Annotated in this window: 16 protein-coding genes; 13 read left to right on the plus strand and 3 right to left on the minus strand. The window is 71.8% G+C overall.

What is annotated here, in order from left to right:
- Positions 1-183: 183 nt before the first annotated feature.
- The 5 genes from HGK34_RS00250 (at position 184) to pcrA (ending at position 7,018) form a co-directional block, all read left to right on the plus strand.
- Positions 184-759 carry a SigE family RNA polymerase sigma factor gene (locus tag HGK34_RS00250; protein ID WP_201844560.1) on the plus strand — a complete coding sequence of 192 codons (576 nt, stop codon included), beginning with the start codon at positions 184-186 and terminating at the stop codon, positions 757-759.
- Complete coding sequence (locus HGK34_RS00255) at positions 756-2,093, plus strand: hypothetical protein (protein ID WP_201844561.1); 1,338 nt, start codon at positions 756-758, stop codon at positions 2,091-2,093. The genes HGK34_RS00250 and HGK34_RS00255 overlap by 4 nt, the downstream gene beginning before the upstream one ends.
- 164 nt (positions 2,094-2,257) lie before the next feature.
- Positions 2,258-2,845, plus strand: coding sequence for a SigE family RNA polymerase sigma factor (locus tag HGK34_RS00260; RefSeq protein ID WP_201844562.1), 588 nt, complete (start codon positions 2,258-2,260; stop codon positions 2,843-2,845).
- Positions 2,842-4,224, plus strand: coding sequence for a hypothetical protein (locus tag HGK34_RS00265; protein WP_201844563.1), 1,383 nt, complete (start codon positions 2,842-2,844; stop codon positions 4,222-4,224). Before HGK34_RS00260 ends, HGK34_RS00265 begins: the two co-directional genes overlap by 4 nt.
- Positions 4,225-4,330: 106 nt before the next feature.
- Positions 4,331-7,018: a DNA helicase PcrA gene (gene pcrA, locus HGK34_RS00270; protein WP_201844564.1), complete on the plus strand. Its 2,688-nt coding sequence runs from the start codon at positions 4,331-4,333 to the stop codon at positions 7,016-7,018.
- 21 nt (positions 7,019-7,039) lie between these two features.
- On the opposite strand, the gene HGK34_RS00275 is transcribed toward pcrA, so the two are convergent.
- Both HGK34_RS00275 and HGK34_RS00280 read right to left on the minus strand, forming a co-directional pair.
- Complete coding sequence (locus HGK34_RS00275) at positions 7,040-9,037, minus strand: acyltransferase family protein (RefSeq protein ID WP_201844565.1); 1,998 nt, start codon at positions 9,035-9,037, stop codon at positions 7,040-7,042.
- Positions 9,038-9,126: 89 nt separating this feature from the next.
- Positions 9,127-11,283 carry an alpha-galactosidase gene (locus tag HGK34_RS00280; RefSeq protein WP_201844566.1) on the minus strand — a complete coding sequence of 719 codons (2,157 nt, stop codon included), beginning with the start codon at positions 11,281-11,283 and terminating at the stop codon, positions 9,127-9,129.
- Between the two features lie 63 nt (positions 11,284-11,346).
- Here HGK34_RS00280 and HGK34_RS00285 point away from each other — a divergent pair, with 63 nt between their 5' ends.
- The 8 genes from HGK34_RS00285 to HGK34_RS00320 all read left to right on the plus strand — a co-directional run bounded on the left by HGK34_RS00285 (position 11,347) and on the right by HGK34_RS00320 (position 21,970).
- Complete coding sequence (locus tag HGK34_RS00285; RefSeq protein WP_307815590.1) at positions 11,347-12,591, plus strand: AGE family epimerase/isomerase; 1,245 nt, start codon at positions 11,347-11,349, stop codon at positions 12,589-12,591.
- A 232-nt stretch (positions 12,592-12,823) separates the two neighbouring features.
- Positions 12,824-14,002 (plus strand): ADP-forming succinate--CoA ligase subunit beta, encoded by a 1,179-nt coding sequence (gene sucC, locus HGK34_RS00290; RefSeq protein ID WP_201844568.1) that lies wholly within the window; start codon positions 12,824-12,826, stop codon positions 14,000-14,002.
- A 39-nt stretch (positions 14,003-14,041) separates the two neighbouring features.
- Positions 14,042-14,938 (plus strand): succinate--CoA ligase subunit alpha, encoded by an 897-nt coding sequence (gene sucD / locus HGK34_RS00295; protein ID WP_201844569.1) that lies wholly within the window; start codon positions 14,042-14,044, stop codon positions 14,936-14,938.
- Positions 14,939-15,174: 236 nt separating this feature from the next.
- Complete coding sequence (locus tag HGK34_RS00300; protein ID WP_201844570.1) at positions 15,175-16,518, plus strand: cell division protein PerM; 1,344 nt, start codon at positions 15,175-15,177, stop codon at positions 16,516-16,518.
- Between the two features lie 9 nt (positions 16,519-16,527).
- Positions 16,528-17,172 (plus strand): phosphoribosylglycinamide formyltransferase, encoded by a 645-nt coding sequence (gene purN / locus HGK34_RS00305; protein WP_201844571.1) that lies wholly within the window; start codon positions 16,528-16,530, stop codon positions 17,170-17,172.
- 178 nt (positions 17,173-17,350) lie between these two features.
- Complete coding sequence (locus HGK34_RS00310; RefSeq protein WP_201844572.1) at positions 17,351-19,024, plus strand: BCCT family transporter; 1,674 nt, start codon at positions 17,351-17,353, stop codon at positions 19,022-19,024.
- Between the two features lie 193 nt (positions 19,025-19,217).
- Positions 19,218-20,852, plus strand: coding sequence for a bifunctional phosphoribosylaminoimidazolecarboxamide formyltransferase/IMP cyclohydrolase (gene purH, locus HGK34_RS00315; RefSeq protein ID WP_201844897.1), 1,635 nt, complete (start codon positions 19,218-19,220; stop codon positions 20,850-20,852).
- Between the two features lie 89 nt (positions 20,853-20,941).
- Positions 20,942-21,970 carry a septum formation family protein gene (locus HGK34_RS00320; protein ID WP_201844573.1) on the plus strand — a complete coding sequence of 343 codons (1,029 nt, stop codon included), beginning with the start codon at positions 20,942-20,944 and terminating at the stop codon, positions 21,968-21,970.
- 6 nt (positions 21,971-21,976) lie between these two features.
- On the opposite strand, the gene HGK34_RS23390 is transcribed toward HGK34_RS00320, so the two are convergent.
- Positions 21,977-22,423 carry a DUF3017 domain-containing protein gene (locus HGK34_RS23390; RefSeq protein ID WP_201844574.1) on the minus strand — a complete coding sequence of 149 codons (447 nt, stop codon included), beginning with the start codon at positions 22,421-22,423 and terminating at the stop codon, positions 21,977-21,979.
- Positions 22,424-22,449: the final 26 nt, after the last annotated feature.

Raw genomic sequence — 22,449 nt, forward strand, 5'->3', positions numbered from 1 at the left:
CGTTCATCACGTTTCCCCACGTGATCGCGTGGCCCGACCGGACCGACCTGGAGCGCGCGTGACGCGACGCCGCCGGCATGGTGCTCGACGCCGATCCGCCGGACCGTCGTACCGAGAAACCTGGAACGTGACACCGGTGCGGCGACGTCTGAGGGACATGAGAGACAACAGGGAGTGGCCCGGATGAGTGAGGCGGCCACGTCGCCCGAGACGAGAGAACTCGCGCACGACGTCGAGGTCGTGCGTGCGCATTCCGACCCGGTGGCGGCGTTCACGGCGTTCGCCCAGGAGAGCACCCCGGCGCTGTATCGCATCGCCTATCTGCTGTGCGGCGACGAGCACCGCGCCCACGACCTGGTGCAGCTCGCGCTGGAGCGCACCTACGCGGCATGGCGGAGGGTCGGCGACGGGAACCCGTTCGCGTACGCGCGGCGCGTGATCGTCACCGCCAGGATCGACGGCTGGCGGCGGACCCGTCGGGAGGTGCTCAGCGACGACCCTGCCGGGGGTGGTGGTCCCACGACGCCGTCGTCGGACCTGGAGATCGCCGAGCGTGACCGGCTCGTGCGGGCCCTCCTGGCGTTGCCGCTCAAGCAGCGTCGCGTCGTCGTGCTGCGCTACCTGCTCGACCGGTCCGAGAAGGAGACCGCGGCCGAGCTCGGAGTCTCCACGGGAACGGTCAAGTCCACCGCGTCGCGCGCGCTCGCGCGGCTGCGCACCTTGGTAGCACCCGAGCGAGGACGGGAGGCCCGGTCATGAACGTCCACGACACTGACCGCGACACCAACGCAGGACACGACGGCGTGCTTCGCAGGATGCGCGGGGCGAGCGGGACGATCGCGCCGCCGCCGGCTCTCGACGGAGCCGCGATGGCAGCCGCAGCCGTCCGGAAGGTCCGACGGCGGCGGCTCGTGACCGCCGTGGGTGGTGGCGTGGTCGGGGTGCTTGTGCTGGCGGCGGGGGCGCTCGCGGTGACCGGGGATCTGCTGGCGGGGCCCCGGGCGCTGCCGGGGGACGACGGAACAGCGACCGCATCGCCGACACCATCGGCAGAGCCGTCCGTGCGGTCGAGCGGTTCGGCGACGGCGGAACCGCTGGATCCCCCGAAGGGCTGGCAGACCGGACAGTTCTATGGGCTCGCGTATGCGATGCCACGGGACTGGGGCCGGCCCACACCGGACGGGTGGGAGCCGGCTGATCTCTCGGCCGGTGACTGGGGCACCAGCGAACTGCTGGAGCTGCAGCGGGTCAACGGCGAGGCGGTGACCGGGTCCTTCGCCCTGCGTGTCGACGCGTACGACCCATGGTTCTCCTACGCCAATGAGGATGAGGACGTGCGGGAACACGTCGACATCCCAGGTGCCGAGAGCGCGGAGCTGCTGGCAGGTACGGCGCCCACGCAGGACTCGACGGGTGTCACCGACCTCGAATGGGTCGCGTTGAAGGCACAGCAGTCGGGTGGGATCTGGTACACGGCGTGGTTCACCTTCCCGGTCGGTGACGAACCCGACGTGATGCAGTTCGGCCGGGAATTCGCGCAGACCGTGGCGTTCACGGTGCCGACCGACGACATCTGGGCCCTGGCCCGGTCGCAGGGGAAGGACCTGTCCGTACACAAGGCCGACCAGAATGTGCCGGACAGCTGGGAAACGCATTCGGTCAACGGTCTTGCCCTCGCGGTTCCCCCGGACATGGCCGAGGGATCGCCGTGGGAGGAAGAGACGGCCGAGGGCCTGGCCGAGGAGGAACTGGAACTGTCTGGATCATCGCGAGACTCCTGGATGGAGGCGGACGGTGTCGCGCTCGATGTGGACTCCTACATCGACGTGAACGGCAGAGGAGCGGTCTCCCCGCTGGGCTTCGACGGAACCCTGGGCGGCGAGACGGTGGACATCGACGGCGCCGGGCGTGTCGTCCTCTTCGAGTCGGTCAGTCGGGGATTCCCCGGAGGCGCGACAACGCTGGACGTCGAGCTGGAGATCTGGGACGAAGAGCTGCGGTCCTTCTGGACGGTCCAGGCCCGGTTCCCGGACACGGAGGAGGGACGACGCACGGCGGACCGCCTCCTCGGCTCCTTGCGCCTGACCGATTGACCGCCACCCGGTGGACCACGCCCGCCGGGTGGACGGAGCTCTGGTCGAGCGACGGGGAGTGAGGCTCGCGCGAGCCAACCGAACCAGCATCAGCCGCGTTAGGGCAGTATGACTCCACCACACACCGGTCTCGCGCCGGACCATCGACGCGGGGAGGTGCTCGGATGACGTCGGCCGCGAACGCGGGCGCCGTGACCGGGAGCCTCCCCGTCGTCGTCGCCGGTGACGCCACCCGTGAGGCGCAGTTCACCGCGTTTGCCCAGGCCAGGACCGCGGATCTGGTGCGTATGGCGTATTTCCTGTGCGGTGACTCGCACCGCGCCCACGATCTCGCGCAGACCGCCTTGGAGCGCACCTTCCGGCACTGGCACAAGCTGGCCGACGGCGATCCCTACGCCTACGCCCGGCGGGTGGTCGCGACCGCGCGCATCGACACCTGGCGGCGCAACCGCAAGGAGGTCCCCACCGAGGACGACGCCACGGTGTGGCGCACGGCGGAGGCGACGCCGGCGTCGGACGCCGCGATCGCCGAGCGGGACCGTCTCGTGCGGGCGCTCGCGAGGCTCACCACCAAGCAGCGCCGCGTCGTCGTGCTGCGCTACCTGCTGGACCGGTCCGAGGCGGAGACCGCTCAGACGCTCGGGGTCTCCGCGGGGACGGTGAAGTCGACGTCCTCCCGGGCGCTGGCCATCCTGCGGGAACACCTGGGCGGCGAAGGGCTCGGAACCACGAGCGAGGAGGGCCGGTCATGAACGCTTCGGAGCAGAACAACCCCTTCGTGCAGCATCTTGCCCGGATGGCCGGGGATCTTACCCCGGTGGTCGACGGCGGCGAGATGGCCGGTGCCGCGATCCGGAAGGAGAGGCAGCGGCGCGCCGTCCTGACCGTGGCCGCCTGCATCGCCGTGCTCGTGGTGCTCAGCGGGGCGATCGGGGCCGCCGGGACCGTCTACGCGGATCGGCAGCAGCCCTTGCCCGCGTCCACGGTCTCTGCGACGACGCCGTCGCCAAGCGCGCCGTCGCCCTCGCCGAGCACGAAGGAATCGGAGGAACCCGAGCCGTCCGGCGACGAGGGGTCCGTGCGATACGTGAGCACCGGCGACGGGGAACTGCCGGTGATGCCGGGCGTGCGGCACGGCGTGACCGACGGCGGCGCCCACCCGTACATCTTCGGTGGGCTCTGGTACGAGGTGCCCCTGGGGGGATGGACGGCGATCGGCGATGTGTGGGTCGGCGGAAAGATCGGCTGGGCGTCTCCGGACAGCACGCTCGCGAACGACATCACGGCGGATCCGCTCAGCATGTCGATCGACGATGTCGTGGCAGACCTCGAGCTGCGCAACGTGTTCGACGTGTCCGGCTGGACCGTCCCGGACAGGGACTCCGGGGCCATGACACTTGAGATCGAGGGTGCCGATCTGGTGGTGATCGAGCCGCTCCAGGTGGTGACCGAGGAGTACGACGGCCGGGAGACGGAGGTCAGGCCGGTCAGGACGCGGATCCGCAGCGGAGGTGAGGGCTGGGTCATCGAGACGCGCTTCCCGGCGGACGCCGACGGCGACGAGATGCTGCGCGACTTCCTCGGGAACCTGTGGCTGAAGGAGTACGGCGAGCCGGACTGGTACGAGCCGATGTTCACCTATCCGACGATCGGGCAGGTCGAGCACGCGATCCCGGCGGGATGGACCAGAGCGACGACCGGTGGGCTCTCGTACGCGTACCCGGAGCGCTGGACCACGGAGCCGCTGGACGAGAGCACGTTCGGGAAGCTCGTCGAGTTCCGGTCCGACGAGATCTACGCGGTGGAACCGGACTTCGCCGAGCCGGAGGTGCGCTGGAACGGCTACGTCGAGTCGGGTGATCCGGGGGCGAACTTCTGGCCCGGCTGGTTCGACCCGACCCGGGAGGGCACCAACGAGATCGACGTGCCGGGGGCGGACTACGCCTTCGTCCAGATCACGGAGGGGCCGGCACTTGCCGGGGAGGAAGGCCTGCGGGCACTCAGCGTGGATGTCCGGCTGCACGAGGCGGGCAACGGGAACCACTCGAAGGTCACCCTCAACTTCCCGGGCGGCGACGAGGGGCTGGAACTGGTGCGTCAGCTCATCGGCACGCTGAGCTACGAGAGGTGAGCGCGGCGGGGCATCGGAGGCCGAGCCTGCTGTCCGTGCGGACGAGTCGCCGATCGTCGGCCTCGTATCGCGGATGTGTCAGTCACGCCGCATAGGCTTGGCTCCGATGACCTCGCTCTTCGACTCCCTGCATCTTCCCGGCTTTCCCGGCGGCTCCGAGGCCGAGCCGGGTGACACCTCGCGCCTGCCGGACGTGGCGCCCCGATGGGACGACGACGGCGCGGGTGACTCGGCGGTCCCCGAGGAGCCCGAATGGCTGGCGGGACTGCCGCACGAGACGGAGGCTCCCCGGGCGAAGGGGGCCTACGCGCACCTCGACCCGGACGAGCTGCTGGACGGGCTGAACCCGCAGCAGCGGGCCGCCGTCGTGCACTCCGGCGGGCAGCTGCTCATCGTGGCCGGGGCGGGCTCCGGCAAGACGCGCGTGCTCACCCACCGCATCGCCTACCTCCTGGCCACCGGGCGCGCCCGGGCAGGGGAGATCCTGGCGATCACCTTCACCAACAAGGCCGCCGCGGAGATGCGCGAGCGGGTGGAGCACCTGGTGGGCCCGGCGGCGGGCCGGATGTGGGTCTCCACCTTCCACAGCGCGTGCGTGCGCATCCTGCGGCGCGAGGCCAAGACGCTCGGGCTCAAGTCGTCGTTCTCCATCTACGACGCCGCGGACAGCCGTCGCCTGATCGAGCTGGTGGCGCGCGAGCAGAACCTGGACCTGAAGAAGTACCCGCCGCGCTCCCTCGCGAACCGGATCAGCGACCTGAAGAACGAGCTGATCGACCCGGACACCTACGCGCGCCAGGCCGGCTCCGAGGAGGAGGCGCCCGCGGGCGTCGCCTGGGCCGCGGCGCGGGACAAGCAGCGGTTCGACCAGGTGCTCGCCGAGGTCTACACGCGCTACCAGCAGCGTCTGTCCCAGGCGCACGCCCTGGACTTCGACGACATCATCATGACCACCGTGAACCTGCTCCAGGCGTTCCCGAACGTCGCCGAGCACTACCGCCGCCGGTTCCGGCACATCCTCGTGGACGAGTACCAGGACACCAACCACGCGCAGTACGTGCTGGTGCGCGAGCTCGCGGGAGTCGGCGACGAGTCGGCGGCCGCGCACGAGGGCACCGACCCGCAGGCCGTCGCCCTCGACCCCGCCGAGCTCACCGTCGTCGGTGACGCCGACCAGTCCATCTACGCCTTCCGCGGCGCCACCATCCGCAACATCGAGGAGTTCGAGGCCGACTACCCGAACGCGACCACGCTGCTGCTGGAGCAGAACTACCGTTCCACGCAGACCATCCTCAGCGCGGCGAACGCCGTCATCTCCCGCAACGCCGGCCGCAAGCCCAAGCGTCTGTGGACGGACGCCGGGGCGGGGGCCAGGATCACCGGATACGTCGCCGACGACGAGCACGCCGAGGCGCGCTACGTCGCCCAGGAGATCGACCGGCTGGGTGACGAGGACGGCGTGCGCCCGGGCGACGTCGCGATCTTCTACCGCACCAACGCGCAGTCCCGCGCGCTGGAGGAGGTGCTGATCCGCGTCGGCCTGCCCTACAAGGTGGTGGGCGGCACGCGCTTCTACGAGCGCAGGGAGGTCAAGGACGCCGTCGCGTACCTGCGCGCACTGGCCAACCTGGACGACGACGTGAACCTGCGCCGCATTGTCAACGTGCCCAAGCGCGGCCTGGGCGCCCGGGCCGAGTCGCTGGTGGCGGACTTCGCGGAGCGGGAGCGGATCTCGTTCGGGGCCGCCCTCGACCGGGTGGAGGAGATCCCGGGCATGACGACCCGGTCCCTCAAGCCGCTGCGGGCGTTCGCCGAGCTGATGACCGGCCTGCGGGAGCTGGTCGACGACGGCGCCGGCCCGGCCGAGATCCTGTCCGCGGTGCTGGACCGCACCGGCTACCTGGCCGAGCTCCGGGCGTCGGAGGACCCGCAGGACGCCTCGCGCGTGGAGAACCTCGCGGAGCTGCACGCCGTCGCCACGGAGTTCGGCGAGCTCGAACCCGAGGGCGATCTCGCGGACTTCCTGGAACGCGTGTCGCTGGTCGCGGACGCGGACCAGATCCCGGACGAGGACGTCGCCGACAGCGTGGCGGAGGAGGAGAAGGAGAAGTCCGCGGACCGCGGTGTCGTCACCCTGATGACCCTGCACACCGCGAAGGGCCTGGAGTTCCCGGTCGTGTTCCTCACCGGCATGGAGGACGGCACCTTCCCGCACATGCGCTCCATGAACGACGACGTCGAGCTGGCCGAGGAGCGTCGGCTCGCCTACGTGGGGATCACGCGGGCGCGGGAGCGGCTGTACATCTCCCGCTCGGCCGTCCGGTCGGCGTTCGGCATGTTGAACGAGTTCCCGCCCAGCCGGTTCCTGGACGAGATCCCGGAGGAGCTCTGGGACTGGAAGCGGCGGGAGTCCTCGACACAGGCGATCCGCGGCGGGTACGGCGGCTGGGGTCCGGGCGGCTACGGCGCCGGCACCGGGCGTCGCGGCGCAGGTTCCGACTCCCGGGTGGACACCTCGTGGGGCGGCTCGCGCGCCGGAGGCTCACGCTCCCGCGGGGGAGATGCCAGCGGCCGGGCCGCATCCGCGACGTCGTCCGGCAACAGCCCGAGGTTCGGCTCGGTGAACGTCCAGAAGTCCGTCCCGTCCCTGGACGTGGGTGACAAGGTCACCCACGACACCTACGGCCTGGGAACGGTCATCGGCGTCGAGAAGAACGACGTGGTGAAGATCGACTTCGGCTCGAACGGCTCCAAGCGCATCGCCCTGAAGTACACGAAGGTCACCAAGCTCTGACCTGGTGACCGGGCGGAACTGCTACGCCGAGCGTTCCTCCAGCTCGTCGAACGCCTCGCGAACCTGCTTCGCGTAGACCTCGATGCCCGCCATGTTGGGGTGGGTCGCGTCCGCGTGGAGCAGGTCCGGATGCCTGGCGCACACGGCATTCCAGTCCACCACCACGACGTTGTCCCGGCCCTTCGCGATCTTCTCCAGGCGGGCGTTGGCGTCCGGCACCCAGTAGGAGATGCCCACGGTGTTCATGAGCACCACCTGTCGCTCCGGGCCGATGAGGTCCAGCGTCCGCTTCGCCGCGTCGACGGACCCGTTCTCCTGGAACCCGGCGTTGGTGCCGAAGTTGAGGACGACGACGTCGCGCAGCGTGCCCTGCTTGGCGGCACGGCGCACGAGGGGCAGGGCATCGGTCCACTTCCGGTTCGGCTTCGCGTCGATGTCGGCCCGGGGCCAGCGCGAGAGCATCGCCGGCGCGGCCGCCGCCAGGACCGAGTCCCCGAACCCGGAGATTCGCTTGCCCTTGCCCGCGCCCGGTGGTGGCAGGTGGTCGTCGGAACGGGAGCCTGCCTCGGACCGTACGGGGTCGCTGCCGGTACGTCCGTCGCTCGCGGAGCCGGTGTCGCGGACGGCACGGCCCTCGTTCGCACTGGCGGCGGCCGTGTTCCCGGTGGCGGTCCGGTCCCGCTCCATGGCTGCCTGTGCTGCCAGACCCGCCTCCACCGCTTCTTGCGCGCCGGAGATCCGCGGCGCGGTGGCGACCGCCGTCGTCGTCCCGGCGAGAGCCAGTGCGACCACGGCCACGGCGGCCCGGGCGGCCCAGGGCCGCGCGTCGGGGACGCGGGCGGCGACCTGCACCCACAGTGCGCGGAGGGCGCCGCGGAAGCCGAGCCGCCGCACCGGTGTCTCCACGAACCGGTAGGACAGGGCGGCCACGGCCAGGGTCACCGCGACCACGGTCCCGTCCACGGCCCATGCCCGCCACGTTCCAGCTACCGTGCTCGCGCCGCCGAGCGCGGCCGCGACGATCAGCAGCACCGGCCAGTGCCACAGGTAGATCCCGTACGAGCGCTCCCCGACCCAGCGCAGCGGCGGCAGTTCCAGGACGGCGGTCAGCCAGCGCACGCCCGACGCGCACGCCAGCACGAGCACCAGGGTCAGCAGCGACGCGAGCACGAGCCCGCCCGGGTACGTCAGCGAGCCGTCGCTGCGCAGCAGGACCCACAGCGTGGCCAGGCCCACGAGCGCGAACGCCGGCAGCACGCCGGCCCATGCACCTCGAAGCAGCGGGCGCGCCCGGGGCCAGCGCAGCGTGACCGCCGCGCCGAGCAGCAGGCCGAACGCGTGGGTGTCGGTGCCGTAGTAGACACGGGTGGGGTCGTCGCCCGCGGAGAACAGGAACGCCATCGCGGCGGCGGAGACGGCGGCTCCGCCGAGCACGATCCGCTGCCGCCGAGCCCCGGACCGCACGGCGAGCAGCAGCAGCACCAGCAGCAGGGGCCAGGCCAGGTAGAACTGCTCCTCGATGGCCAGGGACCACAGGGGCCGCAGCAGCTGCGTGGAGGCCTGGTCGAAGTAGTCCGAGCCGGCGGAGATCTCCAGCCAGTTGGTGCTGAACGTGACCGCCCCGAGCACCTGACGCCCGATGCCGACGGCCAGGTCCCGCTCGACCAGACGCGCCACGGGGACCGCGACGAGCAGGACGAGCAGGAGTGCCGGCAGCAGGCGCCGTGCGCGCCGCGTCCAGAAGCGGGGCAGGCTGATCCAGTTCGTGGCACGGATCTCCCGCAGCAGCAGCGTGGTGATGAGGTACCCGCTCACGACGAAGAACATGTCCACGCCGACGAACCCGCCCGGAACCCACCCGGGTTCGAGGTGGTAGGCGAGCACTGCGAGCACGGCGAGTGCGCGCAACCCGTCGAGGCCGAGGATGCGGGGGCCGTGCGCCCGGGCCGTGCCCGCAGCCGCGGGGACCGGGACGGTCCCCGGCCCGGAAGATGCGGTGTCGGTGGTCACATCGGCCACACTCGGACGTTACCGGATACGTCCTGCCGAGTCCGGCTCAACTGCCGGACCGGTCCTGGAATGCCCGGGACTGCGGCGGGAAGACTGCCTCAGACCGCCCGCAGGTGCAGGACGAGGGCCTGCATCGGCCACAGGGCGGGTAGCTGGAGGCCGGTGCGGCCGAGGACCGTCCCGGGGACGTCGCCCGCATCCTTGCCCAGCCATCGCGGCGTCCCGCCGTGCCACCTCGCCGGACCGGCCTCCTCCCGCACCCGCACGGTGTAGCGCCGCTCCGGCGCGAGGCCCGGGAGCGTGACCCGCTCCGGCCGGGCGTCGGTCAGCGAACCGACGGTCGCCACCGTGAACACCGCCTCCGTTCCGTCCGCCGCCACGACGCCCCGGACCCGCAGCGCGGGGTCCGCGGGATCACCGTGCACCACGGTGCCGGAGTGCAGCAGCCCCCGCAGCTCCTTGTAGAGCGCGGCGTACGCGCCGAGGGCCTCGGTCTCCTCCGGGGTACACCCCAGGATGTCCCATTCGAACCCGGCGTGGCCCTGGAGTGCCGTGGCCACCCGGAAGGACAGATCCGTGGCCCGCCCCGACGAGTGCGCCGGTGACGGCCCGACGTGCGCTCCGATCAGCTCCGGCGGGAGCACCAGCTCCGTCCAGCGCTGGATGTCCTGGCGTTCGACGGGGTCGTTCGAGTCGGAGGCCCACACGCGGTCCGTGCGCGCCAGGATCCCCAGGTCCGTGCGGGCGCCCCCCGACGAGCAGGACTCGATCTCCAGCCCCGGGTGATCGGCCTTGAGCCGGTCGATCAGCCGGTACACCGCGAGCGTCTGGACGTGTGTGCCGTGGCGGGGCGTGCCGTCGACGTGCACGGCCTCCACGAGGTCCCGGTTGTGGTCCCACTTCACGAAGTCGATGCCGAGGGCGTCGACGAGCGCCGACAGCTGCCCTCGCACGTGCTCCCAGGCCTCGGGGCGTGCGAGGTCCAGGACGTACTGCTGCCGGAACGACAGCCCGTCCGGTGACGGGACCGACGCGGGGTTCGCCAGGATCCACTCCGGGTGCGCCCGCGCGACGTCCGAGTCGAGGTTCACCATCTCCGGCTCGAACCACAGGCCGAACTGCATGCCGAGCCCGTGGACCAGGTCCGCCAGCGGCTCCAGCCCGGCAGGCCACACCGCCGGGTCCACCACCCAGTCGCCGAGCCCGCGGGTGTCGTCGCGCCGGTCGTGGAACCAGCCGTCGTCGAGCACGAACCGTTCGACGCCGACGGCGGCCGCCGCCCGCGCCAGCGCCGCGACACGTTCCGGGTCGTGGTCGAAGTACACGGCCTCCCACGTGTTCAGCACGAGCGGACGAGCGCCGCGCGGGTGCTGATCCCGGTCCCGTAGCCAGGTGTGGAACCGGCGGGAGAGCCCGTCGAGGCCTTCGCCGGACCAGGCGAAGTACGCGACCGGGGTCTCGTAGGTCTCGCCCGGGGCGAGACGCAGCTCGCCGGGCCGGAGCAGCTCGCCCGCCCCGAACTGGGTCTCGTGGTCGGTCGTCCGGTCGGTACGGTGCACGACGTCGGCCGACCACCCCAGGTGGACCGCCCAGGCCTCCCCGGTGCGGTTGCGTGGCGTGCCGTCGGAGGCGATGCTCACCCACGGGCTGTCGTGTCCGCCGCGTCCCCGCCGGCTCGTGCGGGTCGCCGCTCCGGGCGGCATCGGTGTGGTGACCGGAGACTTCTCGCGCGGCCACCGTCCGGTGAAGCTGGTCAGGTGGTCCGCGGTGCGCGGCAGGGGAAGCGTGGCGTCGAGGTGGTCGAGCGTCACGGTGCCGTCGCCCGTGTTGGCGAGTGCGTGACGCAGCGTCACCAGGCCGCCGGGCCCGACGGCGAGCAGGGTGCGCAGTGCGAGACCGTCGGACGTCGCGGTGAGGCGGAGCTCGGCGTCGTCGCCGGTCCGTTCCGTCACCGTCCAGCGGGGGAAGACGGGTTCGCCGTCGCGCGTCGCGAGCAGCCCCGGCCGGCCCGCCCAGCCGTCCGAGTCCTGCGGGACCAGCGGTACCCGCCGCCCGGCGTCGAGCGTGCCGGGAGGGGTCAGCGGGTCGGTGGCGGCGTCCAGGGCGGCCGTGTCGGCGGCGGACAGCGGCCCGAGGTCGGCGCCCCAGTGCAGGACCGACGGCAGGCCGGAGGCCGGATGCTCGAGAACGATGGCGACGCCGTCGCGCCGGAGGACGGTCCAGGCCTGCGACTCGGAAGAGGGTATGTGCGTCATCGGGATCATTATCCCTATGACAGCGTTGTCTTCGACCGTCCGTGGCGTAGTAGGTTCGGCCTTGTGACACCGTGGACCGAACTGCCCTCCCATCGCTCCTGGCTCGACGCCGAGTCGCGGCGCCTGCTCTCCTTCGGCCTCGGCGCCGGCCTGCCCGGCGGCGGGGCGGCGTACCTGGACGACGCCGGCGACCCGGACCCCGCCCGCGGCGTCCAGACCTGGATCACGTGCCGGACCGTGCACGTCTACTCCCTGGGCACGCTGCTGGGAATCCCGGGCTGCGCCCCCGTCGCCGACGCGGCCCTGGCCGGGCTCACCGGCCCGCTGCGTGACACCGGTGACGGCGGCTGGTTCCACGCGCTGGACGCCGACGGCGTGCCCGACACCGCCGCGGGCAAGTCCTGCTACGACCACGCCTTCGTCATGCTCGCGGCCTCCTCGGCCGCCCTCGCCGGACGGCCCGGGGGAGTGGAGCTGCTCGCCGAGGCGACGCGCGTGTACCTCGAGAAGTTCTGGGACGACGACGCCGGCCGGCCGGTCGACACCTGGGACGCCGCGTTCACGCGGTGCGACGACTACCGCGGCCTCAACGCGACGATGCACTCCGTCGAGGCGATGCTCGCGGTCGCCGACGCCGTGGACGCGCTCGCCGACCACGGCGACGGAGCCGCGTGGCGGGCGCGGGCCGCCCGGGCCGTCGCGTTCGTGGCCGAGCTCGCCCAGGGCCACGACGGCCGGCTGCCGGAACACTTCGGGCCGGACTGGAGCCCGGACCTCGGGCTCAACCGTGACCGGCCGGACGACAAGTTCAAGCCGTACGGGGCGACACCGGGCCACGGGCTGGAGTGGGCGCGGCTGATCCTCCATCTGGAGGCCGCGACCGGTCCTGACGAGGGGCTCGTGCGCACCGCGACGGTCCTGTTCGACCGTGCGGTCGCGGACGGCTGGGCGGCCGACGGCGCCGACGGGTTCGTCTACACCACCGACTGGGAGGGCGATCCGGTGGTACCCACCCGGATGCACTGGGTACTCGCGGAGGCGATCGGGGCGGCGGCGGTTCTGCACCGCAGGACGGGAGAGGCGCGATTCGCGCAGTGGTATGCCCGCTGGTGGGACTACGCGGAGCGGTACCTGATCGACCACGGGAGGGGCTCGTGGCACCACGAGCTGGACGAGGCCAACCGGCCCGCGGCGACGGTCTGGCCCGGCAAGCCGGATCTCTACCACGCGTTCCAGGCCACCCTGATCCCGGTCCTCCCGGCGGCCCCGACCCTGGCCGCCGCTCTGGCCGCGGCTCCGCGGCCGTAGCGGTGTGACGCGATTCCCACACCGTGAACTTATGCGGGAGGGCCAACAGGGCTACTCTGTACGGGATGTCTTGACGTCGAGACACCGGCCGGAACCGACGAGCTGCCCTCGACCGTGAGGCACGGCCCGTCAGGTCATCCGCTGCGCATCCACTCGACCAGGGACATCTGCCTAGCAGGCCCCTGCGATCGTGCAGCGCGCGGGGGTGAGACCGATGGAAGGACGCAGCAGGGTGGACCTGTTCGAATACCAGGCGCGCGACATCTTCGAGAAGCACGGTGTACCCGTGCTGGGCGGGGTTGTCGCGACGACGCCGCAGGAGGCTCGCGAAGGCGCGGAGAAGCTCGGCGGGGGTACCGTCGTCGTCAAGGCCCAGGTGAAGACCGGAGGTCGAGGCAAGGCCGGCGGCGTGAAGCTGGCCCATTCGCCGGAGGAGGCGGAGGCCAAGGCCGCCGAGATCCTCGGCATGGACATCAAGGGCCACACGGTCCACCGCGTGATGATCGCGCAGGGCGCGAGCATTGCCGAGGAGTTCTACTTCTCGATCCTGCTGGACCGCGCGAACCGTAACTACCTGGCCATGTGCTCCGTGGAGGGCGGCGTCGAGATCGAGCAGCTCGCCGTCGAGCGGCCCGAGGCGCTCGCCAAGGTCGCCGTCGACCCGCTGACCGGGATCGACGAGGCCAAGGCCGCCGAGATCGTGGAAGCCGCCGGCTTCCCCGAGGACATCCGGGGCAAGGTCGCCGAGACCATCCAGACGCTGTGGACCGTCTTCAAGAACGAGGACGCCACCCTCGTCGAGGTCAACCCGCTCGTCAAGACCTCCGACGGCGCGATCATCGCGCTGGACGGCAAGGTCACGCTCGACGAGAACGCCTCCGAGGTGCGCCACCCCGAGCACGCGGAGCTGGAGGACAAGTCCGCCACCGACCCGCTGGAGGCCAAGGCCAAGGCCAACAACCTCAACTACGTCAAGCTGGACGGTGAGGTCGGCATCATCGGCAACGGCGCCGGTCTGGTCATGTCGACCCTCGACGTCGTCGCCTACGCCGGCGAGCAGCACGGGGGCGTCAAGCCCGCCAACTTCCTCGACATCGGCGGCGGCGCGAACGCCGAGGTCATGGCCAACGGCCTGGACGTCATCCTCGGTGACGAGCAGGTCAAGGCCGTGTTCGTGAACGTGTTCGGCGGCATCACCGCCTGCGACGAGGTCGCCAAGGGCATCGTGGGTGCGCTGGACCTGCTGGGCGACCACGCGACCAAGCCGCTCGTCGTGCGCCTCGACGGCAACAACGTGGACCTGGGCCGCGAGATCCTCGCCACCCGCGACCACCCGCTGGTCACCCTGGCCGACACCATGGACGGCGGCGCTGATCTGGCCGCTGCCAAGGCTGCCGCCCCGGCCGCCTGAGCCCCGCGACGACGCCACAGAGAGCAGAGACTTAACGACATGTCCATCTACCTGAACAAGGACAGCAAGATCATCGTCCAGGGCATCACCGGCGGCATGGGTGCCAAGCACACCGCCCTGATGCTCGACTCCGGCGCCACGATCGTGGGCGGCGTGAACGCCCGCAAGGCCGGCACGACGGTGCAGCACAAGGACCACGAGGGCAACGACGTCACCCTCCCGGTGTTCGGCACGGTCAAGGAGGCCATGGCCGAGACCGGTGCGGACGTCTCCGTCGTGTTCGTGCCGCCGGCGTTCACCAAGGACGCGTGCATCGAGGCCATCGACGCGGGCATCGGCCTGCTCGTGGTCATCACCGAGGGCGTGCCCGTGCAGGACTCGGCGGAGGTCTTCGCCTACCTGCAGGGCAAGGAGACCCGGATGATCGGCCCGAACTGCCCGGGGATCATCACGCCCGGCGAGTCGCTCGCCGGCATCACCCCGCACACCATCACGGGCAAGGGCCCGATCGGTCTCGTGTCGAAGTCCGGCACGCTGACCTACCAGATGATGTACGAGCTGAAGGACTACGGCTTCTCCACCGCCATCGGCATCGGCGGGGACCCGGTCATCGGCACCACGCACATCGACGCCCTCGAGGCCTTCGAGAACGACCCGGAGACCAAGGCGATCGTGATGATCGGCGAGATCGGCGGCGACGCCGAGGAGCGTGCCGCCGCGTACATCAAGGAGCACGTCACCAAGCCGGTGGTCGGCTACGTCGCGGGCTTCACCGCCCCCGAAGGCAAGACCATGGGTCACGCGGGCGCCATCGTGTCCGGCTCCGCCGGCACCGCGGCAGCCAAGAAGGAGGCCCTGGAGGCCGTGGGCGTCAAGGTCGGCAAGACCCCCTCCGAGACGGCGGACCTCATGCGGGAGATCCTGAAGACCGTCTGACGAGACGGCCCTCCCGGGAGCGATCCCGGACCGCCCGGCGCCGTGGTCGGTCGTTCGGCGTGTGGTCGGTCAAGTGATCGACCGACCACACGCCGAACGACCGACCACGGCGCGGAGCCCCCAGCCGCCCTGCTTGTCTCGTTCCGGCGAAGTGTGCCTGACGTCTCACGGCGCGGCGGCCGACGCGCCGGGGGCGCTGCTCCCCGAGCCGCTGCGGGGCGGGTGAGGATGGGACGGTGAGTGCACCAACCCGGGGCCGGGCCGTGTCCCGGTTCGGCCCGGCTCGCCGGCCACGTCCGGAGACTCGCCCGCGTCCCGGCACCCGGTCGCGCGCGACCGGCCGTCCGCGAACCGTCGACGCCGAGACCGACGGCGATGTCACCCGGCGCGTCGAGACCGTCGCCGACGGCATCTCGGGAGTCCTCTCGGCCGTTCAGGCCGCCATGCTGTCGCTCGCCGTGGTCGTGCTCCCGGCGTTCCTGGCACGCATCGCCTCGACCGCCTCCGGATCGGGTACGGGCGACGGCCAGACCTGGCGGACCCCGGCGGAGATCGCGTCGGCGATCTGGCTGCTCGGGCACGGCGTGCCGGTGACCGCGTCCGGCGCGACGGTCACGCTGGTCCCGCTCGGTCTCACGGCGCTCGCCGTGTTCGCCTGCAACGTCACGGCCCGCCACGCCGCGCGGGCGTCGCTGCGCACCTGGATCGCCGCGACCGTCGCCTACGCCACGGTGGCGACGACGGTGGCCGCCGCCGTGCCGGGCGTCGCCGGATGGTCCTTGCTCGTGGTCCCGCCGGCGGGCGCTCTGGTCGGGGGCCTCGGCTTCGGGCTCGGGACCCTCGCGCGTGCGGGCGCGCCCACGCCCGCGGAACTCGGTGATCGGCTCGACCACCTCGCACGCGGCTGGTGCCCGCCCACACTGCGCCTCGGCGCGCGGGCCGGACTGGTGGCCACGGGGCTGCTCGCCGGCCTCGCGGCCCTTCTGGTGGGAGTGTGGGCGGTCGCCGGCCGGGCCACGTCGTCGGACATCATCCGGGGCCTGGACCCCGGCTGGACCGGGGGGATCGTGCTCGCCGTCGCGCAGCTCACACTCCTGCCCGATCTCGTCCTGTGGGCGATGGCCTGGCTCAGCGGCACGGGCTTCGCCGTCGGCTCCGGGACGAGCTTCACGCCGTTCGGTGCGGACCCCGGGCCCTTGCCCGCCGTGCCGTTGCTCGCGGCGCTGCCGGGCCAGGACTGGACGGGGAGCTTCGCGTACGTGGTACCGCTGAGCGTCGTGGCGTGCGGGGCCGTGGCCGGGTGGTTCGCGTGGCGCCGCCTGGAACCAGGCCTGCTGCGCTGGTACGACGTCGCGGTGGTGCTGGGCGGCCTCGCTGGGGTCGCGGGCCTGCTCGTCGGCCTGCTGCAGGCGGCCGCCTCGGGTGCCGTCGGTGCGGCGCGGCTGTCCGACGTCGGCGCGACGCCATGGCTGACGGCGCTCCTGACCGCCGGCGAGATGGTTGTGGGCGCCGCGGCGGTACTCCTGCCGCACCACCTCGCGAGCCGGCCCCGCGGCGGGACGGCGGCACCGGGAACGTAGGATCTTGGCGTGCAGACTCCGTCCGGTCATGCGATCGAAACCAGCTCCGCCTCCCGGCTCGTCGTCCTCGCCTCGGGCGGGGGATCCAACCTCGCCGCGCTGCTCGCCGCGCACGACGACCCCGCCTACGGGGCACGGGTGGTCGGGGTCGTCACCGACCGTCCCGGCGCCGGCGCACTCGACCTGGCGCAGGCGGCGGGAGTCCCCTCCGCCGTCGTGGCCATGAAGGACTTCGAGGACCGCGCCGCCTGGAACCAGGGGATCGCCGACGCCGTCCGGGTCTTCCGTCCGGACTGGCTGGTCCTGGCCGGGTTCATGCGGATCCTGGCACCGGAGTTCCTGCGCCGCTTCGAGGGGCGCGTCGTGAACACCCATCCCGCGCTGCTGCCGTCGTTCCCCGGCGCGCACGGCGTGCGCGACGCGCTCGCCCACGGCGTGCGGATCACCGGCTGCACGGTTCACCTGGTGGACGACGGCGTCGACACCGGCCCCATCCTCGCCCAGGCGGCCGTGCCCGTGCACGACGGCGACGACGAGTCGGCCCTGCACGAACGCATCAAGGTCGCCGAGCGGGCGCTGCTCGTGGACACGGTGGGACGCCTCGCGCGCGAGGGGCTGTACGTCGCCGGGCGGCACGCCACGATCGGAGGGTGATCCGGCCTGGGCCCACGGACCCGTTCCGGTCCACCCGTGGTCCCGTTCGCCGCGCGCACCGGTCACGTCTTGATCAAGATTGACCGTGGTGACGCCACGGAGAGCGGGTGCGGGTGAATGTTCTCGTTAGCGTGAGTGGCTGTTTGGTCAGAATGCTTTCGAGAACAAGGAAGGTCGTATGGCTGTCGACCAGCAGGTGTCCGTATCCGACGTACCCGAGGCGCCGCCCGGTCGCAGCAGATTGGTCGCAGCACCACGGGTCTTCTATCCGGCCGCTGGGATCCTGTTGTTGTTCGTGCTGGCCACGGCGATCTTCCCCGAGTGGATGGGGAGCTGGATCTCGGCCGCGAACGACACCGTGGTCGCCGAGCTCGGCTGGTGGTACATCGGGGTCGTCGCGTTCTTCGTCTTCTTCTCCCTGTGGCTCGCCCTCTCGCCGATGGGAGCCATCGTGCTCGCCAAGGACGACGATGACGAGCCGGACTTCTCGCTCGGCTCCTGGTTCGCGATGCTCTTCGCGGCCGGCATGGGCATCGGCCTCGTCTACTGGGGCGTCGCCGAGCCGCTGAGCCACTACTCCGCCGTGCCGCCGGGCGAGCCCGGAGCCACCGCCGCCCAGGCGGCCAAGTCCGCGATGAACGTCACGTTCCTGCACTGGGGCCTGCACGCCTGGGCCATCTACGTGGTGGTCGGTCTCGCCATCGCCTACTCCGTGCACCGCCGGGGCAACCCGATCTCGATCCGCTGGGCCCTCTACCCGCTGCTCGGCAACAAGATCCGCGGCTTCTGGGGCGACGTGATCGACGTCATCGCCATCCTCGGCACGCTCTTCGGCGTCGCGACGTCGCTCGGCATCGGCGTCAGCCAGATCGGCGCCGGCCTCGGGTACCTGGGGATGGTGGAGCTCGACGAGGAGGGCAATCCTGCCACCTGGCTGCTGGTCGGCCTCATCGTCGTCATCACCTCGATCGCCCTCGTCTCGGTGGTCACCGGTGTGGACAAGGGCATCAAGTGGCTCTCCAACGCCAACATGGGCCTGGCGATCGCCCTCGTGGTCTTTGTCCTCGTGGTCGGCCCCACCGTGTTCATCTTCAGCGACTTCCTCACGCAGATCGGTTCGTACCTGACGAACTTCTTCGCGCTGACGTTCAACGCCCGGCCCTTCACCGAGGGCGGCAAGGAGTGGCTGGGCGGCTGGACCACCTACTACTGGGGCTGGTGGATGAGCTGGGCACCCTTCGTGGGCGTGTTCATCGCGCGCATCTCCAAGGGACGGACGGTCCGCGAGTTCGTGTTCGGCGTGCTGCTCGTGCCGACCATCGTGACGTTCCTGTGGTTCTCCGTGATGGGCGGCAGCGGCCTGTACCGCGAACTCTTCGGCGCGGGCGGCCTCGTGGGTGCCGACGGCGCGGTGAACTCGAACACGGCCCTGTTCCAGCTCCTGGACGGGTTCCCGATCTCAGCCGTGACCAGCACCGTCGCCGTCTTCCTCATCGTGATCTTCTTCGTCACGAGCTCCGACTCCGGGTCGTTCGTGGTCGACATGCTCGGCTCCGGCGGCGACCCCAACCCGCCCGTGTGGAGCCGGGTGTTCTGGGCCACGATGGAGGGCGCCATCGCCGCCGTCCTGCTGTGGGTCGGGCTCCAGGCCGCGGCGGACGGCCTCGACGTCAACCCCCTCGGCGCGTTGCAGACCATGGCGATCCTGCTGGCCCTGCCGTTCAGCATCGTGATGCTCATGATGTGCGCGGCGACCGCGAGAGCGCTGCTCGCCGAGCAGCGGATCCGGGAGCGCAAGCAGCGCCGCTGGTTCGCGGGCCAGATCGCCGACCAGATCAGGAACGGGTCCTGAGCCCCGCCGGGAGGTGGCCATCGAGCCACCTCCCGGCGGACGGTACGATCGTTCCGGTCGTGACTGGCGAGGGTGGGACACCACCGGGGAGCGGCCGGGCCCGCCCGAGGCGGGCCGCTGCCCGCGATGCGCGCCGCCCGCCTGGGTGCCAGGGTTGTCCCGCGAATCCCGCATGGATGAGGAGAACCTTCTGATGTCCGGTGCCCCCACTGCCCCCGATGTCCAGCTCGCCGACGACGCGCAGCGCCCCGTGCGCCGCGCGCTGCTGAGCGTCTACGACAAGACCGGCCTGGAGGACCTCGCGACCGCGCTGCACGGCGCGGGCGTCGAACTGGTCTCCACCGGCTCCACGGCCCAGCGCATCGCCGACGCCGGGATCCCCGTGACGCGCGTCGAGGAGCTCACCGGCTTCCCCGAGTGCCTGGAGGGCCGCGTCAAGACGCTGCACCCGCGCGTGCACGCCGGCATCCTCGCCGACACCCGCAAGCAGGACCACCTCGACCAGCTCGCCGACCTGGACATCGCGCCGTTCGAGCTCGTCGTCGTCAACCTCTACCCGTTCGCGGCGACCGTGGCCTCGGGCGCCGAGCCGGACGCCGTCGTCGAACAGATCGACATCGGCGGCCCGTCCATGGTCCGCGCCGCCGCGAAGAACCACCCCAGCGTCGCCGTCGTCGTCGACCCGGCCCGGTACGGCGACGTGGCCGCCGCCGTGGCTGCCGGCGGCTTCACCTTCGCCCAGCGCAAGGCGCTCGCGGCGGCCGCGTTCGCGCACACCGCGGAGTACGACGTGGCGGTGGCGGAGTGGTTCGCGCGCAAGTACGTCCCCGGGGCGCAGGACGACGGCGCGTGGCCGGCCTTCGCGGGACGCACCTGGACGCTGACCACACCGCTGCGGTACGGCGAGAACCCGCACCAGGGCGCCGCCCTCTACGGCGACGGCACCGGCGGTCTGGCGGGCGCCGAGCAGCTGGGCGGCAAGGAGATGTCCTACAACAACTACCAGGACACGGACGCCGCCTGGCGTGCCGCCTGGGACCACGCCGAGCCAGCGGTCGCGGTCATCAAGCACGCGAACCCCTGCGGGATCGCGGTCGGCTCGGACGTCGCGCAGGCGCACCGCCGGGCGCACGCGACGGATCCGGTGTCGGCCTTCGGCGGCGTGATCGCGGTCAACCGCGAGGTGTCGGTGGCCATGGCGGAGCAGGTGACCGAGGTGTTCACCGAGGTGATCATCGCGCCCGGGTACGAGGACGGCGCGGTCGACGTGCTGCGGCGCAAGAAGAACCTGCGCATCCTGGCGTGCGAGGAGCCTGGCGGGCGCGACCGGGGAACGGGTCCGGCCCCGATGGAGCTGCGGCCGGTGAGCGGCGGGGTGCTGGTGCAGGAGCGCGACACCTTCCAGGCCGACGGCGACGACGTGGCGTCCTGGACCCTTGCCGCGGGGAAGCCCGCGGACGATGCCACCCTCGCCGACCTGGCGTTCGCCTGGAAGGCGGTGCGGGCAGCCAAGTCGAACGCGATCCTGCTCGCGCACGACGGCGCCGCCGTCGGCATCGGGATGGGACAGGTCAACCGTGTCGACTCCTGCCGTCTCGCGGTGGAGCGGGCCAACACGCTCGCCGAGGGCGAGGAGCGGGCCCGGGGCGCCGTGGCCGCGTCGGACGCGTTCTTCCCCTTCGCCGACGGGCTTCAGGTGCTGCTCGACGCCGGTGTCCGCGCCGTCGTCCAGCCCGGTGGGTCGATCCGTGACGAGGAGGTCGTCGAGGCGGCGAAGGCCGCCGGGATCACGATGTATCTCACGGGGACCCGCCACTTCGCCCACTGACTCAGGGAAGAGCCCAACTCGGGAAAAGCCCAACTCGGGAAAAGCCGGAACAGGTGCCTTATCAGGCGATGGCGATACCATCCCGCGTCATGGCCCAGAATCCCCCCGCCGAGCCTGACGACACTTCTGACGAGGACGCCGAGACCGAGCTGGATCCTGAGCCGGACGCCGAGGACGCGCCGGACGCCGACGGCGATGCCGAGCCGGATGCGGAGCCAGACGCGGAGCCGGACGCCGAGCCGGCCCGGGTCTCGGCCCGGACGGGGTGGGTGGTGGCCGCCTTCCTGCTGTTCTGGCCGCTGGCCGTCCCTGCGTTGGTCCAAGCGGTCAGGGCGGCACGGGAGGCGGCTGCCGGCCAGGTCGGCGGGGCTCGGACCGCATCTCGTCGCGCGCTGGGTTTCGCCGTGGCCGCGATCTGCACCGGGACCGTGATCCTGGCCGGCTCCGCCGCGGCGGTCGTCATGGCCCCCGCCTGGCTCCCGGGTGGTGCCGCGGAGTACGTGCCGCCGGCCCTCGCCGAGATGGCGGGAGTCGCGGTCGCGGACCCGGAGCGTCCGGCGAACGCCACGGCAGGAGGGGACCCGGACGCTCCCGCGTACCCCGGCACACCGGGCGGTACGGGGGAGCAGTTCGACATGCTCCCGACACCGGGCACCTCCGAGGGCGAGGACCTCGCCCGGTGGTGGGCGACCGAGGGGCAGGAGGCCACCGACGATCCCTCGCGCACCAAACCCGTCGACCTCGAACGTGGCGACTGTCTCGACACCGAGGCGGTGGACGGCGTCGCGGTCCTGTACTGGATCCCCGTGGTGCCGTGCGACGAACCGCACAACGGTGAGGTCTTCGGCGTCACGCTGCTGGACGACTCGCTGGGCTCGGGATCGGCCGCCGCCACGCACGGCGATGCTCCGACGCAGAGCCGGCTCTGGGAGGCGGCGGACGGCTTCTGCTATCCGGAGTTCGACGAGTTCGTCGGTGAGCCGTGGGCGGCCTCCCAGCTGACGTACTGGCCGGTTGCCCCGTCCCAGGAGAGCTGGGAGGAGGGCGATCGCAAGGTGGCCTGCATCGTCGAGTCGGCCGACCCGGTCACGGGAACCCTCGCGGGCGCCGGACGTTGAGCGGGGTCAGCCGATCGGTGCCACGACGGCCAGGACGCCGATGAGGACGGCCGCGGTCATGTACATGACGACGTCGAGGCTCCGGGTCCGGATCGCCAGACCGGCCGGGCCCGGACCGCGCAGCACCGCGCGGAACGTCCCGGCGACCGCGAGCGTCACGGCGATCCCGAGGGATCCGGCGCGGCCGCCGATCACGAGACCGAGGAGCAGCGAGGCCAGGACACCGGCGAGCAGCCACCAGACCGCGCGGGTGTTCCTGCGCGAAGGGTGCTCCGCGTCCAATGGATCCTCCTCGGCCGCACGATCACCGGCACGCTCGGGGGACGAGGTGCCGTCGTTCCAGCCTGCCTCGTCCGCGCGCTGTCGCCAGTCGGGCGCGACGAGCGTCGTGGTGCCTCCTCCGGCCTCCGCCTGGTGGGGCTCGCTGCCGGCCGAAGTCCTGCTGAGATCCACGCGGCAGAGCCTACCGGCGAAACAGG

It is taken from the genome of Myceligenerans indicum (genome assembly GCF_016742955.1).
In the GTDB taxonomy this organism is placed as follows: Bacteria; Actinomycetota; Actinomycetes; order Actinomycetales; family Cellulomonadaceae; genus Myceligenerans; species Myceligenerans indicum.

Coding starts and splice junctions, on each gene's coding strand:
- HGK34_RS00250 (WP_201844560.1), top strand. CDS start 184: ATGAGTGAGGCGGCCACGTCGCCCGAGACGAGAGAACTCGCGCACGAC.
- HGK34_RS00255 (WP_201844561.1), top strand. CDS start 756: ATGAACGTCCACGACACTGACCGCGACACCAACGCAGGACACGACGGC.
- HGK34_RS00260 (WP_201844562.1), top strand. CDS start 2,258: ATGACGTCGGCCGCGAACGCGGGCGCCGTGACCGGGAGCCTCCCCGTC.
- HGK34_RS00265 (WP_201844563.1), top strand. CDS start 2,842: ATGAACGCTTCGGAGCAGAACAACCCCTTCGTGCAGCATCTTGCCCGG.
- pcrA (WP_201844564.1), top strand. CDS start 4,331: ATGACCTCGCTCTTCGACTCCCTGCATCTTCCCGGCTTTCCCGGCGGC.
- HGK34_RS00280 (WP_201844566.1), bottom strand. CDS start 11,283: ATGACGCACATACCCTCTTCCGAGTCGCAGGCCTGGACCGTCCTCCGG.
- sucD (WP_201844569.1), top strand. CDS start 14,042: ATGTCCATCTACCTGAACAAGGACAGCAAGATCATCGTCCAGGGCATC.
- HGK34_RS00310 (WP_201844572.1), top strand. CDS start 17,351: ATGGCTGTCGACCAGCAGGTGTCCGTATCCGACGTACCCGAGGCGCCG.
- purH (WP_201844897.1), top strand. CDS start 19,218: ATGTCCGGTGCCCCCACTGCCCCCGATGTCCAGCTCGCCGACGACGCG.
- HGK34_RS00320 (WP_201844573.1), top strand. CDS start 20,942: ATGGCCCAGAATCCCCCCGCCGAGCCTGACGACACTTCTGACGAGGAC.